Here is a 14,988-nt window from a genome sequence, read left to right as displayed (position 1 = left end):
TACTAATCCCTCCCTAAAACGTAAACGTAGCCTTTAGTGCCGAATCCCTCAAGCTCCAGCACGCAGCCATACTTGAGTTCTTTGTCGCTTTTGACTTGTCGTTCGCCAGCTTCGCCCTTTAATTGTTTAACAACTTCAAAAATCTGGGCACCGCCCGTGGCGCCGAGTGGGTTTCCATCCGCTTTTAAGCCACCGTTCATGTTCACAAAAATTTTCCTTCCATCAATCTCGTAATAGCCCTTATAATCTTGACAGCTCTCGTAAATGCTTCTCCACGCTTTTCCACGTTCACAGAATCCCATATCCTCAAGCGAAACCATCTCCATAACCGTGGACTGGTCATAAAGCTCCACAATTTGTATATCCCACAAATTCACCCCAGCCATTTTCAAAGCGTTTTTCATTGCAATTTCGCTTACAAGAAAATGCGTTAAATCTTCTCTTGCCGGAAAGGTTAAGTAATCTGTTGCTGAAGACGAGCCGAGAACATGGACTGGTTTGTCCGTGAATTTTCTGGCAACATCTTCGCTCGTGAGAATAATGATTGCGGCGCCGTCTGAGATTGGCGCGTAATCATAAAGTCCCAAGGGTTTTCGGGCTTCTTTTCTGGCGTTTAAAACCTGCTCAACGGTTATTTTTCGTTGATACTGTGCATACTCGTTTTTTGTTCCATGCAAGTGGTTTTTCACTGCGATTTGTGCTAAGGCAATGTTTAGTTTTTCAGAGTCTTCACCTGCTATTCCGTATTCTTTCATGTAAGCTCGAAGCATCAGCTCATGGTTTGCTTCTGGCGTGCATCCCGCGTAGTAGCTCCATGGGTCTTCGAGAAGCATGAGGTCGTCTCGGATTTTGTCCCAGCGGTCTGTCATTTTTTCTATGCCGCCTACTAGAACCACATTGTATTTTCCGGCTTGTATTGCGTTGCAGGCGTTTGATAGTGCGGAGCCGAAGGAGCGGGTTACTTCCATGGGCACGTGTAGTTCTGTGAGTTCTGAAAGGAAGCCTTCTTCGAGTCCAAGCTTGTTCGTGATTGGGAGAAAATAGTCTGATAGGTAGCATGCTTCTAAATCCTTGCGTTCTATGTCAGCTTCCACAGACGCCTTAAGCCATGCTTCTTCAATTAGTTTTTCGGGTTCCTTCTCGTAATGTTCTCCAAATTTGGTTCTTCCAGCAGCAACTATGGCTGGACGATTTTGCATTGTTTTTGCACCTTTTCCTCTCAATTATCAAATATCCGTTTCATGATAACTTTTAAGTGTTTGCCATTTCGGCGTTTTCCAAAACTTCATAACTCATGCTAATAAGCATATTGAATGTGATGAGGTGAATGTCATGTTCGAAACTGGTAAGTACCGTTTGGTTATTACCGTTAAAGAAGTGCGTGGAAACTGTCCAGTCCATAAGGTTGGAGAACAAATAGTTGTAGACTCGCCCAGAATAGCCGTTAGTGAAACTGACAATCTTTGCATTCATGCTTTAGGCTGTATGCTTTCTATGATTGTTCCCTTAAGTCACGGAATAAGCTTTAAGCAGTTGGGTTTAGCGAAAGAAGAAGGCGAGAGAGGCTATTTTCAATGTTTGGACCCGGGGAAACCTTACACGGGCGGCGGAACTGTGCTCTTCGAAATAAAACGGGAGAAAATCTAGTCGTATGCTTCATAAAACTTTTATTTTGTTCCATTAATAGGGCTAGGCATTGAGTGGTTTACATGGCAATCGCGCATCTCTTGAAAGTTTTCATTATTTTTTTCGTAGCTATGGCTGCTGATGGAAGAGGTGGCTGGTGGAACCTCATTCCTTCAGAGTTTCAGATTCTGTTTCCATTAATTTTCTTCCTTGTCCAGCTTTTGGTTCTGTCTGGGGTTCTTTATGTTGCGGGGTTAATTGTTGTTGGTGGAAGACGTGCTCGTTTTAGAGACGCCTTTTTGATTTCCTTTCTTGGAACGATTTTGTCAACGGTTTTCTTTTTGTTTATTTCTTACTCGTTCATCTCGCTGATTTTGAGTATTTTTGTGTGGTTGCTTCTTATCAAGAGTCTTTACGAGACTGGTTGGCTTGGAGCAATTGCTGTTGGCTTATTGGCTATGATAATTTTCTTGGTCGTTGCTATACTTCTTGCTCTAATTTTTGGAATAATAAAAGAAATATGGGAATTATGGAGACTCCTGTTTCCATCATTTATCTTTTCTCTTTAGGAGCGTTAAAATGCTTTGGACTCGAAAAAGGCTACGGCGCTCCTAGGATTAGCCTTCTTAGTTTTTTTAGCGCTTTCATACTATGAGAACCTGTTTTTCTTTAACATAGTCGGCGACATTACACGCAACCAGCTTTTAGCGGTTCTCATGCTTTTCGTTCACAACGTCCTCGTAGTATCATTGATATTGCTTGGAATGACGTTTTACGTTAACCTAGTTCTCTTGGACTTTTTTAAGAGAGAAAAGCATGGACGAATCGTGATTGAACATCCGAGAACTTTCGCAATAGCTTTTACTGTAATGATTCTCTTTTTGAGCATTCTGCGCGGAGCCATCCTCATCTATGGCAGAGTATACGTTGAAGACTTGCCTCTGATTTTGTTAGTAAGCACGCCAATGGGTATCATTGAAGGCTACGGCATATACTTAACCCTAAAGAAAACATTAAGCCGCACAATGACCATCAAAGACTTGGCTTTTATCTACGGCATATTCTTCATCGCAGCCATAATAGAAGTCGACTTCATAAATCTCCTTTCGGCTGTTACAGCAAGCTAAAAGTTAACGATTTCTTTTTCCTTTATTCGCTTCTTTAACTCCTTCATTAACTTTCTTAGCTTTGGACTAAGCATGACAGGATAACGCGGCGCACCCTTCAGCTTCTTATACTTCTCCGGAAGCTTTGAAACGTTTTCCGTGGCTTTTTTTCTTATTTCATCCAGCGACGGGAGACTGCAAACTATTTTGCCATTAGCCATAACCTTCGTGAGAAGCGGTTCTCCCTCTATTTTTTCGTCATGCAAGGCGATTATGTCTTTCACAAAGTTGCCTTCAGCATCTTTAAGTCGGAAAACCTGTTTTTTGCCTGGAAGTGTGACTTTGCCTTTGCTCAGTTTCATTATGGGCGAAAGCTCTCCGTTTTCGTTCATTTTCTCGGATAGTTTGTAGATGATGTCTACATATGGCTTGTCTGATGAAGTTCCCATTTTAGTTCCAACACCGAAAGCGTCAATCTTTGCGTCTTTTTTTAACAGTTCTTCTATTCTATATTCGTCTAAGTCTCCGCTTGCAAAAATATTCACATACCTCAAGCCGTTCTTGTCTAAGAGTTGTCTAACTTTCTTGCTTATTTCCACCAAGTCTCCACTGTCCAGTCTCACTGCGCGAAGTTTGAATCCTTTCGCTTCAAGCTCTTTCGCAACGATGATTGCTTTTTCTGCGCCTTTTATGTCGTCGAAAGTGTCAATCAGAAGTGTGGATTTGTCTGGGAAAGTTTTCGTGAAAGCCCTAAACGAGTCTATTTCTTTATCAAACAGCATGACGAATGAGTGCGCCATAGTGCCAAAAATTGGAATGCCATATTTCATTCCCGCGAGAACGTTTGAAGTGCCACTGCAGCCTGCTATGTAGCTGCTTCTCGCTACTTTCATTCCCGCATCTATGCCATGCTCTCTTCTTAAACCAAACTCGATGATTGGTCTGCCTTTTGCGGTGTTAACGACTCTTGAAGCCTTCGTGGCTATTGTTGTCTGCAGGTTGACAGTGTTGAGAATGAAGGTTTCTATTAGTTGAGCCTCTATTATGGGTGCGGTAACTCTAATCAAGGGTTCGTTTGGAAAAACCACGGTGCCCTCTGGGACAGCCCACACTTCGCCTGTAAATTTGAATTTTTTAAGGTAATCGAGAAAGTCATCCTTAAACCCCTGTTTTTTCAAAAAGTCAATCTGCTTTTCGTTGAATCTTACTTTTTCAAGGTAAGCCAGAACCTGTTCTAAACCAGCAAATAAAAAGTAAGAGCGATTTGGCGGCAGTCTTCTTATGAAGAGGTCGAAAGTGGCTGTTTCAAATTTTTTGTTGTCGAAATAGCTTGCGCACATTGTTAACTCGTACAAGTCAGTGAACATGCTCACGTCTTCTTCGCACACAAAATCCAACTTTTGACTCACGCATCTCATCCCTTTTTCAAAGTTTCCGTTAAGCATATCTTAAAGTTTCTTACTGATGCATGAATTTTAATTATTTCAGCTTGGAAATGGGCAAGTTTGGGTTGGGCAACCGCCAGCATATTCTGACTCTGCTGAAATGAATTTTCCTTCCGGAGTTTTTATTTCACCTATATAGAGGACCTGTTCTGGTTTGCTACCGTAACGAAACACCGTGACTCCTTTACATTTCAGCTTCCAAGCTAAATCATACACTTTTCTGACATCCTCAACAGTGGCATTAGCTGGCAAATTAACGGTTTTTGAAACTGCGTTGTCGGTGTATTTCTGAAAGGCCGCTTGCATTCTCACGTGCCATTCAGGTGCAATGTCTAAGGCTGTTAAAAAGAGTTTCTTAACGTCTTCTGGGACTTTGTCAATCTTTTGAACAGAGCCTGTTTTCGCGATTTCTTCAAGAAGTTTTGCATCATAGAATCCTCTTTCCTTTGCTATTGCCTCGAATAGAGGGTTAGTTTCGAAAAGTCTTGTTCCGCTCAAAACGTTTCTTATGAAAGAGATTGCAAATATTGGTTCGATTCCGGAGGAGCAGCCGGCTATTATGCTTATGCTTCCAGTAGGCGCTATCGTTGTTACTGTGGCGTTTCTGAACGCTTTATACTTGTTTTTCCATATGCTTTTTTCAAAGTTGGGGAACGACCCTCTTTTCTCGGCAATCTCTTGGGATTTCTTATGCGCTTCTTCCTCGATGAATTTCATTAGCCGTTCAGCAAGTTCCAAGGCTTCATTGGAATTGTATGGGATTTTCAGTTTTATGAGCATGTCCGCGAAGCCCATGACACCTAAACCGATTTTTCTGTTGGCTCTGGTTATCTTCGCGGTTTCTTTCAGTGGGTATTTGTTTGCGTCTACAACATTATCGAGAAAATGAACCGCATTTCTTATCGTCTCTCTTAGTTTTTCCCATTTAATCTTTCCATCTTCAACCATTCTTGAAAGATTTATAGACCCTAAATTGCAAGATTCATATGGCAGTAGCGGTTGTTCTCCGCAGGGATTAGTTGATTCTATCCTTCCCACTTCTGGCGTTGGATTATGCCGGTTAATTTCATCAATAAAAATGACCCCCGGGTCGCCGCTTGCCCAGGCAGATTTAACCATCAAATCCCACACATTTCTGGCTTTAAGCTTCGCAGTTTTCTCCTTATTTCGAGGGTTAACAAGCCAATATTCGCCGTCCTCCTCTAATGCTTTCATAAAATCATCAGTAACCGCGACTGAAATGTTAAAATTCGAAAGAAATCCTGGTTTCTGCTTAGAAGTTATAAATTCCAAAATGTCTGGGTGATCAACTCTCAAAATTCCCATCATAGCGCCTCTGCGTTTTCCTCCAGCCTTTATAACTTCAGTAGCCATGTCAAAAACGCGCATGAAACTCACCGGACCCGACGCGACCCCTTTCGTTGACATGACAATGTCGCCTTTCGGTCGCAGTCTTGAAAAGTCAAAACCAACTCCGCCACCGCTTTTCTCAATCAAAGCAGTGTTTTTCACTGCGGTGAAGATGCCCTCCAAAGAGTCTTCAACTGGCAAAACGAAGCAAGCGGAAAGTTGACCTAGCTTTGTTCCAGCATTAAAAAGCGTCGGCGAATTGGGAATAAACTCCAATCGCGTCATCATCTCGTAGAAGGTTTTCTCGCTTTCCCTTGAATCTTCACCATATTTTTTGTCAACCTTGGCAATGGCCCGCGCAATTCTGCCAAACATCTGCGCTGGGGTTTCCACAATCTTTTCAGTTACGTCCTTCAAAAGATATCTTCGGTTCAAAACTTCTAACGCGTTAACCGTCAGTTTTGGCTCTATTCTGAACTCTTCTCTTAACGCCCTTATCTCTTCCTTCTTTTTCCTGTAAGTCTCATACTCCACTGCGACCTTTTCGTAACCTCTCTTCCTCAAAACCTCAACAACAAAATCCTGAGCGTCTTCCACAGAAGGAATCTGCTCTTTGAACTTTTCCTCCAAAAGGCTAACAACTTCTCTGGTTATGCTTTCCGCTCTTTCGCCGTCTTTAAGCTCAACTGCGACAAAAGCCTTGTGAATCGCGTTTTTGATTCTTCCAGCGTCGAAATCAACGATTCTTCCGTCTCTTTTCCTTATCTTAGCGATAACCATGTGTGGTCAACTCAAAATTGCGCTAATTTCAATATAAAGCTTCCAGAAACACGCGGTTTTACCAGTGAACCTAAGCTATCTCCTCTCTAATCCGTATTCCTCTATTCACCAATTCATCCAAGAATTCTTGAAAAACGCTTTCATTCATTCCTAACAGTTCAGGCGGAACCACGCCTTTCTCTTTTATAGCGCCTTTAAGCATTAACTGCGCAATTATTGAGGCCGGATAGGCTGTGGTTCTCGCCATCGCCGTCACATTATGAACTGAATCGTAATGGTCAACCAAATGGTAAATACGACGCACATGTTTGCTTCCTTTAACGCCGGAAACTTCCATCTTTAAAGCTACGATGTCTCCGATTTCTGGCTTACAAAGTTTCTGTTGAAATAACTTAGCTGTAAGTTTTCTCGGCGACAATCGAATGCCTTCTATTTCAACTTGTTCTTCTTCAAAGAAGCCTAAAGCTCGCAACAGACTGATTTTTTCCGCATGTCCGGGATATCTGAGCGTTTTCTCCCACATTTCTTCCACGCCTTTTATGGTGTCCAACAAATTTCTTAGACCGTCGGTATAGAACGCTTCAAGTTTTCCAACGTTTAGGAATTCGATTTGCTCCAATCCGCTTAGGGCTTCCACCTCTTCAATCTTGCCATTTCTAACAATTCTGGCTTTTCTCGTGTATTCGTCGATTAGGCTTTCAGGCGACCATGTTATCGTATAGCCCAATGGTGGGACGGGTTTTTCTGGGAGTCCACCAACCATTATGTGCACGCTTTCAGCCCTATCCAGTTTTCTTACGGCGTTTCCTACGAGGATGTTGCTTATTCCCGGAGCGAATCCGCAGTCTGGAATGATGGTTACGCCAGCCTTTTTGGCTTTATTGTTGAGTGTTAATGGGTTTTCTTCCATGAAGGACACGTCAACTAGGTTGGTTTTGGCGTTTATGCACGCTTCTGCTAAACGATAGCCGAGCGTTGCTGGTAAAAACCCTGCTACAACGTCGAAGCCTTTCAAGGAACTGGCTAGTTTGTTTTGATTTGCTGCGTCTATTTGAGCCCAAGAGACGTTTGTTCTGCCTATTTTTTTTGCGACTTTTTTTGCTCTGTTTTCGTCTTTGTCGGCTACTACGATTTCGAGTGAGCTTAGGCTTTTTGCAAGGTCTTCTGCTGCAGCGGAGCCTATGTTTCCGCAACCTAGCACAAGCGCTTTCATGGGGCATTATGAAGGGGCTAAATGGATTAAAGTCTTACTAGAAAAAGGTCTGAAATGTATTCTAATTATAGAGGATTGATTTGAAAATCTTATATACTCCCACGGTAATTGTTAGGGTTGAGCATCATGGCTGAAATCTGTCCGACATGCGGGCTTCCCAAAGACTTGTGCGTATGCAGTGAAATTGAGAAGGAGCAACAGCGAATTCGCATACGGCTTGAGACACGCAAATTTGGCAAACCAACAACCATAGTGGACGGAATAAATGACAAGAATTCGAATTTGGCAAGTTTGGCGCAGAAGCTGAAGAGTCATTGCGCGTGTGGCGGAACAGCAAAGAATGGTCAGATAATGCTGCAGGGAGACCACCGCGAGAAAGTTCACCAGTATCTGATAAAGCTTGGATATCCCGCAGAAAATATAGAGCTGCAGTAACTGCCGCATAGTAAAGGAGTAAGCCCAATTTGAAACTGTTGCAGAATCTACGAGAGGTATTCGGAACACTGAAGCGTAGGAAACCCTCAAAGATTTTTTGTCCAAGATGCGGAAGCTCGAAAATTCATTTGTCAAGCAGTCTAGATTATTGGTTGACTCCTAGAAAGTACGTATGCGATGATTGTGGATACGTTGGCATTTTAGTTATGGAACTTGAAAAAGAAGAAGAGAGTTAACAAAATATTCTTGCTTAGTCTGGAAGCTCTAAGTTAAGCTGTTTCTTCAAAGTCTTGTAGCGGTTCCTAACAGTAACTTCCGTAACACCCGCAGCCTCAGCAATGTCCTTCTGCGTTTTCTTCTCGTTATTCTGTAAACAAGCAATGTATAATGCTGCTGCAGCCAAACCCATAGGGTCTTTACCAGCCGCAGCCCGTCTCTTTCTCGCGTCACGTAAAATCTGTATGGCAATTCCCTGCGTTTTACCTGAAATCCCTGTTCTCTCGGCAATCTTTGAAATATAAGTCAACGGGTCAGCAATCGGCATCTGCACATCAAGCTCACGAAGTAACAATCTATAACAACGCGCAACATCCTTCTTATCAACCAAACTTGCCTCAGCGATTTCCCTAAGCGTCCTAGGCGTCCCACTTCCACGACACGCAGCATACAACGCAGCAGCCGCAATCGCGGCAATTGACCTACCGCGAACCAAACCTTTATCCAAAGCCTTACGATAAATAACAGCCGCTTTCTCCTTTATCGGTGGTGGAATGTAAACCTTATCCGACAAACGGTCAAGTTCAGCCATCGCTTGAGCAAGATTTCTATCAACAGAGGAATGCACTCTCGAACGTATCTGCCATTTCCTAAGACGCCACATCTGCAAACGCGTAGATAACGGAAGCTTTCTTCCGAAAGCATCTCTGTCAACTTGGCTTATGGCTGTTGACAAGCCTTTATCATGCACTGAATATGACGTTGGCACTCCAACGCGACTTCTTGACGCTTTCTCTTCCTGGGTGAAAGCACGCCATTCAGGTCCTTTGTCCATCATCTGCTCATACAAGACAAGTCCGCAGTCGCCGCAGACAGTTTCGCCAGTATCGTAATCATGAACAAGGTTTGCGCTTCCGCATTCTGGGCATTTGTCAACTAGACGTTGACGGGCTCCGCCTTCTTTTTTACTCATTTTTATTCACTCCAATATTGCTGGAGAACCGTCACTTTTTTCGGGTTCCTCATCAAATTCTTCGGGAACAGAAATCAGTACATCCGGCCCCGTGTGCCTATTCAGATGAAATGTTTTAATATATAAGTTTTACGGTTCTTTTAGGAGTATCCATTTCACAAATTTTGAATACTTACACAAACTACTAACTATAAAGGAAGGAGAGTGGTTTAAGTGTTGAAGCTTCCAGAAAAAATACGCAGAACACTGGAGAAAACCGTTGCTGAGTTGCGGGTTAAAGAAAACGTTTATGGTATAGGCTTGTTTGGAAGTTGGAGCCGAGGCGAAGCTTCAGCGTCAAGTGATGTTGACTTATTAATTCTCGACAAAAGCAGCTTCAACTACGAGTATGTAGAAAGAATCGACGCAGCTGGTTTACTTATAGACTTAGACCATGTTCCGAAACGGTGGATTCACGGTCCAATTCCTCCCGAAATAGACCAAAAACTCTACGAGATGCAAATCCTCTATGATAGGGATTGGTCTTTGACAAACACTAAACTTTTGATGACTAAATTCTACAACTCAACTGAGCGTGTTGACATTCGAACAGAAGCGCACGTCGTAGATTCAGATATATACTTGAGCCGTGCAACCTCAGCCTTTTCAAGAGAAGATTTTGAAAGCGCTTATCTTTTCGCCGCTGTCGCCTTAGAAAGCATTTTGAAAGTTTTGGTTGAAATTGCTCTTGAGCCTTTCTCGAACAGCCGGTTTATAGAGCGATTGGAAACTTCAGCGGCAAAACTGGAAATGTCCGATTTGTTTAAGGAGTACATGGAAATGTCAAGGTTGAACAAGGTGGATAATGAAAGTGTCAAAGAAAAACTACGTCTTTTCAAGCTTATTTGGGACGAAGCAAGAGTGACAGCCTTGCAGAATCTTCCGGTTTTGGAGTCTGCACACTTTAAGGTTAGGACTAAACTGAATTATTATCTGTCTCCCGCTTTTCTTAATGGCATGGTATTACGTGCAAGCTCTCTAATTGAAAACGGAAAACTCGCTGAAACAACACACTACCTAAACAACGTGCTTATTGACATTGTTGAAAACTATGTCTGGCTGACATCACTAATCGAAAAAGTCAAAGTTGACTACACGACTATGATGCGCTCTTTGAAAAGCCTCGGAGAAAAAAACCCGAAAAACTATGAGAACATAACAAAATTTTTTGAATTAGCTGACATAAACACGCGTGAAGCGAAGCGGGCTATCGAGAAAACCCGAGAAATAACGCTTAAAATACGACGAGATAGGAAAGTTTTAATCAAAAATCACTTAAGAAAGAGTTAACTGAAAGACTTTGCCGAACAGAAGCCCGGTGGTGTAGCGGACAAGCATAGCGGGCTTTGGACCCGCCGACGAGAGTTCGAATCTCTCCCGGGCTACCAACGATAGATCTTGACCACTTGTGCTAGATGTCCTGTCCTAAGTGAGGAAAAACGGGTCACCACCAGTTAAATCAAAAAAGTTATTAGCTGTTAGTCACGCTACATTTAGTGAGAGACGATCGACTTGGGGAAGCCGTCGCCTATTATCCTAATGTTGCTTGTCTCATCTCTTTCGGTCATGGGTTGCGCTGTTAAGATTTCTCGTGCAACCACAACTGTCTATATAAATCCTGATGGTTCGATTTTTCCAGTTACCGCGCCCATAACATCCAGCGACAATGTTACCTACATCGTCATCGGCGATATGTTGGATTCCAACATTGAGATTCTGCGGGACAACATCGTTTTCAACGGCAACAATCATACGCTTCAAGGCTCAATCAACGTAAATGGTCGCGTTGGAGTCATTGTGGAAAATCTAATGGTTTCGGCAGCGTCACGGCAGCTGAGTGCATGAATACAACTATAAGTGGAATAACGATTTCGGGCAGTATACACGGCTTAGATTATCCCCCCGACGAAATTTTCTCGACAGGTCAAAACAACAGCATAATCGGAAACACTGTCAACTTGGGCGCTATACGCGTCGAGAACAGTTCTCAAGACTTAATCAGCAAGAACATAGTTAACTGCAGCGACCGCTACTTGGACAGTGGTTCATTGGGCCATGGAATATGGCTTATCAATGTTACAGATTGCATTATACGGGAAAATGTGGTGAATGGTGCTAAAGATGCCATTCAGTACTCTGGTTCAAACTGCAGTATCTATGCGAACAATGTGACAAACTGCAGACATGGAATAATTGGGAACGGCGACCAAACCATTGTGGACTCTAACAGACTCGTACACTTCTGGACCGAGCAGGAAGCCTCTATCCACTCAGCTGGAGATACGCTGGCGCTAGAATTCTCTGGAACAAACCACATAATCAGCCATAACTTCATTGCAAACAGTTCCAACAGAGGGATCGTTCTTAATGTTTTCAACGCTACTGTTGAGAGCAATGTTGCGGAAAACTGCGCAGTGGGGTTCGTGATAAACGGGTGCAATAACACTGTAACTTACAACAATATTACGGGCAACACTGCGAGCATTGCCAGAGCGTTAGGAGACGACTCAATAGCTCCCTATGGACTGGTTCTTGGAGGCAGCAATATGACATTAAGAAATAACATGATGGAAAAGAACAAGGGAAGCTTTAATTTGAGTATGCAGGGCGACTTATCAAACTTCATAAATGACGTTGACACATCTAATAAAATCGACGGAAGACCAATCTACTACTGGGTTGATAAGCACAATCTTGCTGTTCCAAATGATGCAGGATACGTTGCACTCGTTAACTGCACGAATATAACGGTTCAGAACCTGAACCTCACAAATAACGGGCAAAGCCTTCTCCTAGCATTCACAACAAATTCCACAATCGCAAACAATAGCATTACGGCCAACCGGCAAGGCATACTACTTCGCAATAGTCCAAGAAACATAATCAGAGACAACTACGTCGCCATAAATAACCCTGGGCTCAACATAGAACTTGTGGCGTCTCCAAATTGCACGATTTACAGAAACATTATAGCTTCCAGTACCTATGGCGTCATACTCACCATGTCAAACAACACCAGAGTGATAGCCAACACATTAATGTACAATTACTACGGAGCTAACTTGTACTTGAATCAATCTTGGTTCTGTGTGGTATATCACAACAACTTCATACAAGAGCCCGGTCTACAAGGCCCTCGCCAGCTGGTGATTGTCTCAGGCTCAAACAACACATTTGACAACGGATACCCTTCTGGAGGCAACTTTTGGAGTGACTATGTGGGAGTTGACTCACAAGCCACGGGTGTAGGCTTCCCGTACTACATCATCTCGGGAGAAGCACAAGACAAGTATCCTCTGATGGGTCAAATTCACGAGTACGACATTGTCGTCTCGGGAAACATCTTTCAAGTTGACATCGAGAGCAATTCAACAGTGTCAGGCTTCCAGTATCTTGAAACTGCGAAGGCGATAAGCTTCAATGTGGAAGGCTCAGAAGGCACACGCGGTTTCTGTAGAATCACCGTGCCCAAACTCGTTTATCAGCAACTTTGGCAGAGTAACATCAGCATTTTCATCAACGGAACCAAAGTCCAATTCAGCAATTTCACTGACTCCGAAAACGTGTACTTCTACTTCTTCTATGAGCATTCTGCGCGCAATATCATTGTAGTACCTTGGTACCTGTTGCTTTTCTTGATTCTGCTGTTTGTCGTCGTTGGAATATTTGAGATCAAGCATCGCAAGCGCTCCGATGCCGCTCTGACAAAACAGACGAATGATTTAAAGACGGGGAGTAAGTCCAAAAACGAACCACACAGAACCGAAATTGCTCACCCATAGCTCGAAGAAATACAGAGTCACTATTCAAGCCTAGATCCAAGAGAAAACCAAAATAGAAACTAGAAATTGGTATGGGTTCAATTCTAGAAAGAGGTCTGGAACTACCCTTATTTGTTTATGTTTGTCTGATGGGTTGAATGTAATTATATGATTGTTGGGTTCTATTGCTGTTTTTTCTCTATGATTAGTTTTTTTCCTTCGATTTTTACGGTTACATCTTCGCCTATTTTGAATGGGAAGCTTGTGTCAGAGGAGACTTCTTTGGGTATGTAAATGAAAATTTTTCTGTATTTTTTGCCTCTGTCGACGATTTTGCCTTTTCCTTCGCCGGTCATAGGCGCTTTCGCGCCCCAAAGTAGCAACTATTATTTTTCTTATTGTTGTGTTTGAATATAAAAATTTTAACCCAAACCCAAACCCAAACCCAAAAAAATCGGAAAGGGTTAGGGAAGGGTGAGGTTCTGGTTTTAGTTGTGAGATATGTGTTGTATCATTTGACTTATACGATATGACTTCGAATAAAATATTGGGAAATTCCCATAGTTCGAAAAACATCGAATTGTTTATATATCTGATTGACAAATTATAGATTGGGACGTTTAGTCCTAGAAAAAAGAACAAAAAATAAAAGGTGATAAAAAATGCCAGTGAATTACAATGAATACAGCAAAACGTTAACCCAATTTGACTTCCTAAAAGAAGATGTGCAATGCTTAAAAGACAAAATGGGTGAAGGAATAGGTTTTGCTGATTATGAAGGTTACACGCTAATCGGAGAATACAAAATACCTAAACAAACACTCGTAGCAGTAGGAAAAAGACCGCAAATATACGACCAATACATAGGCGGATTATTCCATCTAGAACTGCATGATTCATCAAACAACGACATAGAAGGAGAAGTTAAAATAGTCTTGAGCAACGCACCCAAAACTCGCAAACAAATAATAACCAAAAAAAGAACAGCCTATATGAATAAGACTTCTCCGACTGACAGAAGCAAAGTTGATTTGCTGAAGCTTGGCGTAAACGTTCCTTTCGTGTTTGCTCAAGAAGACGGTTACATAGAATTATACTTTAAACCAGACACAGATGGCGTAACAATTGACTACGACAACGTCAATAACAAATTACTGCTGGACATAACAATCAGAGAACGCTTCGCAATAAGATACACAACCATTTAAGGTGAAACCATAATGTTCGACGCAATAGTTAATTTTTTCAGCATGATACTAAATGCAATCGCAGACTTTTTCAAATGGCTCTTTAACCTTTTCATTCCAAAACAGAAAACGGAGACTTACTAAAAACTTTACAAAAAGAAAAGGAATGATAGACAAATGACAAGTAAGCAAGAGAACCTTTATAAACTTTTCTATAAAGGTCAAATTCCACCCAAAAAACCGATAAAAATTAAAACTCAAAAAGTCAAAAAACTACCAAAAAACATAATTGGAAAACAAAAAGCAGGTAACACGGAAGTTTACTTAACCCAAAAATGTATCTATTGGAAAGTCAACAAAACAACAATTTTCCGTTTTAAACCTAAAGAATTCCTAAAAATGCTGTGCATACTAATCCAGACAAGCGAATACTACGAGCAAAACAACCAAAGGAGACTAGCCTACATTGTCTAACAAAACAGAAACAACCAGAAAAGACAAAATCAGAGAAAAAGCCGTTGAGCTTTCAGCAAAACTCATGGCTAAAAGCCTTCTCAAACATGAAACGGAAAAGAAGGAACTGCAAAATGACAAAGAAAAAAACCAAAACTGAAACACCCTTCACAGACTACATCAACAAAAAAATAACCCGAAGACAATTCAGCAAATACATTAAAAAAGCAAAAACACAAGAGAAACTCGAAAGCCTAATGCCAGAACCAGAACCGCCAGAATTCAAAGAAGACACAACAACTACGGAGAACCTAAAAGTTGAAATTTTACACAACACGCCAGAAGGCAAAAAACTTTCAGTTTATACAACATCAAAACCAATAAAAACAGAATACTAATACCGC

Annotated in this window: 18 protein-coding genes and 1 tRNA gene; 13 read left to right on the top strand and 6 right to left on the bottom strand. The window is 41.9% G+C overall.

All coding sequences use genetic code 11. The annotated features are described in order from the left end of the window. Window positions 1–2: 2 nt before the first annotated feature. On the bottom strand, window positions 3–1,199 hold the full coding sequence (locus QXW63_03235) for a hypothetical protein (protein MEM3460908.1): 1,197 nt from the start codon (window positions 1,197–1,199) through the stop codon (window positions 3–5). Between the two features lie 133 nt (window positions 1,200–1,332). Here QXW63_03235 and QXW63_03230 point away from each other — a divergent pair, with 133 nt between their 5' ends. The 3 genes from QXW63_03230 to QXW63_03220 all read left to right on the top strand — a co-directional run bounded on the left by QXW63_03230 (window position 1,333) and on the right by QXW63_03220 (window position 2,753). Then, window positions 1,333–1,647 carry a TIGR04076 family protein gene (locus QXW63_03230; protein MEM3460907.1) on the top strand — a complete coding sequence of 105 codons (315 nt, stop codon included), beginning with the start codon at window positions 1,333–1,335 and terminating at the stop codon, window positions 1,645–1,647. Between the two features lie 62 nt (window positions 1,648–1,709). Then, on the top strand, window positions 1,710–2,195 hold the full coding sequence (locus QXW63_03225) for a hypothetical protein (protein MEM3460906.1): 486 nt from the start codon (window positions 1,710–1,712) through the stop codon (window positions 2,193–2,195). A gap of 15 nt (window positions 2,196–2,210) precedes the next feature. After that, entirely contained in the window at window positions 2,211–2,753 is a 543-nt protein-coding gene (locus tag QXW63_03220) for a hypothetical protein (GenBank protein MEM3460905.1), read from the top strand. Here QXW63_03220 and QXW63_03215 read toward each other — a convergent pair. The 3 genes from QXW63_03215 to QXW63_03205 form a co-directional block, all read right to left on the bottom strand. Then, window positions 2,750–4,141, bottom strand: coding sequence for a nicotinate phosphoribosyltransferase (locus tag QXW63_03215; GenBank protein MEM3460904.1), 1,392 nt, complete (start codon window positions 4,139–4,141; stop codon window positions 2,750–2,752). The genes QXW63_03220 and QXW63_03215 overlap by 4 nt on opposite strands. A gap of 75 nt (window positions 4,142–4,216) precedes the next feature. Further along, window positions 4,217–6,307 carry a vitamin B12-dependent ribonucleotide reductase gene (locus tag QXW63_03210; protein ID MEM3460903.1) on the bottom strand — a complete coding sequence of 697 codons (2,091 nt, stop codon included), beginning with the start codon at window positions 6,305–6,307 and terminating at the stop codon, window positions 4,217–4,219. Between the two features lie 70 nt (window positions 6,308–6,377). After that, window positions 6,378–7,520 (bottom strand): saccharopine dehydrogenase family protein, encoded by a 1,143-nt coding sequence (locus QXW63_03205; protein ID MEM3460902.1) that lies wholly within the window; start codon window positions 7,518–7,520, stop codon window positions 6,378–6,380. Window positions 7,521–7,646: 126 nt separating this feature from the next. On the opposite strand from QXW63_03205, the gene yciH reads away from it, so the two are divergent. Next, window positions 7,647–7,955: a stress response translation initiation inhibitor YciH gene (gene yciH / locus QXW63_03200; protein MEM3460901.1), complete on the top strand. Its 309-nt coding sequence runs from the start codon at window positions 7,647–7,649 to the stop codon at window positions 7,953–7,955. Between the two features lie 29 nt (window positions 7,956–7,984). Next, the gene (locus tag QXW63_03195; protein MEM3460900.1) at window positions 7,985–8,191 is read left to right on the top strand and encodes a hypothetical protein; all 207 of its coding nucleotides are present in this window, start codon (window positions 7,985–7,987) and stop codon (window positions 8,189–8,191) included. A 14-nt stretch (window positions 8,192–8,205) separates the two neighbouring features. Here the strand turns inward: QXW63_03195 and QXW63_03190 are convergent, their stop codons facing one another. Beyond that, window positions 8,206–9,144 (bottom strand): transcription initiation factor IIB, encoded by a 939-nt coding sequence (locus QXW63_03190; protein ID MEM3460899.1) that lies wholly within the window; start codon window positions 9,142–9,144, stop codon window positions 8,206–8,208. Between the two features lie 213 nt (window positions 9,145–9,357). Here QXW63_03190 and QXW63_03185 point away from each other — a divergent pair, with 213 nt between their 5' ends. The 4 genes from QXW63_03185 (at window position 9,358) to QXW63_03170 (ending at window position 12,965) form a co-directional block, all read left to right on the top strand. Next, window positions 9,358–10,473, top strand: a complete 1,116-nt coding sequence (locus QXW63_03185; GenBank protein MEM3460898.1) for a nucleotidyltransferase domain-containing protein — start codon at window positions 9,358–9,360, stop codon at window positions 10,471–10,473. Between the two features lie 22 nt (window positions 10,474–10,495). After that, window positions 10,496–10,571: transfer RNA gene (locus tag QXW63_03180), tRNA-Gln, on the top strand. Between the two features lie 124 nt (window positions 10,572–10,695). Then, window positions 10,696–11,028 (top strand): hypothetical protein, encoded by a 333-nt coding sequence (locus QXW63_03175; GenBank protein ID MEM3460897.1) that lies wholly within the window; start codon window positions 10,696–10,698, stop codon window positions 11,026–11,028. Beyond that, the gene (locus QXW63_03170; GenBank protein ID MEM3460896.1) at window positions 11,025–12,965 is read left to right on the top strand and encodes a NosD domain-containing protein; all 1,941 of its coding nucleotides are present in this window, start codon (window positions 11,025–11,027) and stop codon (window positions 12,963–12,965) included. The genes QXW63_03175 and QXW63_03170 overlap by 4 nt, the downstream gene beginning before the upstream one ends. A gap of 161 nt (window positions 12,966–13,126) precedes the next feature. Here the strand turns inward: QXW63_03170 and QXW63_03165 are convergent, their stop codons facing one another. Further along, window positions 13,127–13,327 (bottom strand): hypothetical protein, encoded by a 201-nt coding sequence (locus QXW63_03165; protein ID MEM3460895.1) that lies wholly within the window; start codon window positions 13,325–13,327, stop codon window positions 13,127–13,129. A 279-nt stretch (window positions 13,328–13,606) separates the two neighbouring features. Between QXW63_03165 and QXW63_03160 the strand changes: the two genes are divergently transcribed. The 4 genes from QXW63_03160 (at window position 13,607) to QXW63_03145 (ending at window position 14,982) form a co-directional block, all read left to right on the top strand. Then, complete coding sequence (locus QXW63_03160) at window positions 13,607–14,152, top strand: hypothetical protein (protein MEM3460894.1); 546 nt, start codon at window positions 13,607–13,609, stop codon at window positions 14,150–14,152. A gap of 156 nt (window positions 14,153–14,308) precedes the next feature. After that, window positions 14,309–14,605, top strand: a complete 297-nt coding sequence (locus QXW63_03155; protein MEM3460893.1) for a hypothetical protein — start codon at window positions 14,309–14,311, stop codon at window positions 14,603–14,605. After that, the gene (locus QXW63_03150) at window positions 14,598–14,744 is read left to right on the top strand and encodes a hypothetical protein (GenBank protein MEM3460892.1); all 147 of its coding nucleotides are present in this window, start codon (window positions 14,598–14,600) and stop codon (window positions 14,742–14,744) included. Before QXW63_03155 ends, QXW63_03150 begins: the two co-directional genes overlap by 8 nt. Further along, window positions 14,719–14,982: a hypothetical protein gene (locus QXW63_03145; protein MEM3460891.1), complete on the top strand. Its 264-nt coding sequence runs from the start codon at window positions 14,719–14,721 to the stop codon at window positions 14,980–14,982. The genes QXW63_03150 and QXW63_03145 overlap by 26 nt, the downstream gene beginning before the upstream one ends. Window positions 14,983–14,988: the final 6 nt, after the last annotated feature.

It is taken from the genome of Candidatus Bathyarchaeia archaeon, from assembly GCA_038873195.1.
GTDB lineage: Archaea > Thermoproteota > Bathyarchaeia > Bathyarchaeales > Bathycorpusculaceae > DSLH01.
Note: the sequence above shows the minus strand (reverse complement) of the source record. Positions and strands in the feature narration are given on the sequence as shown.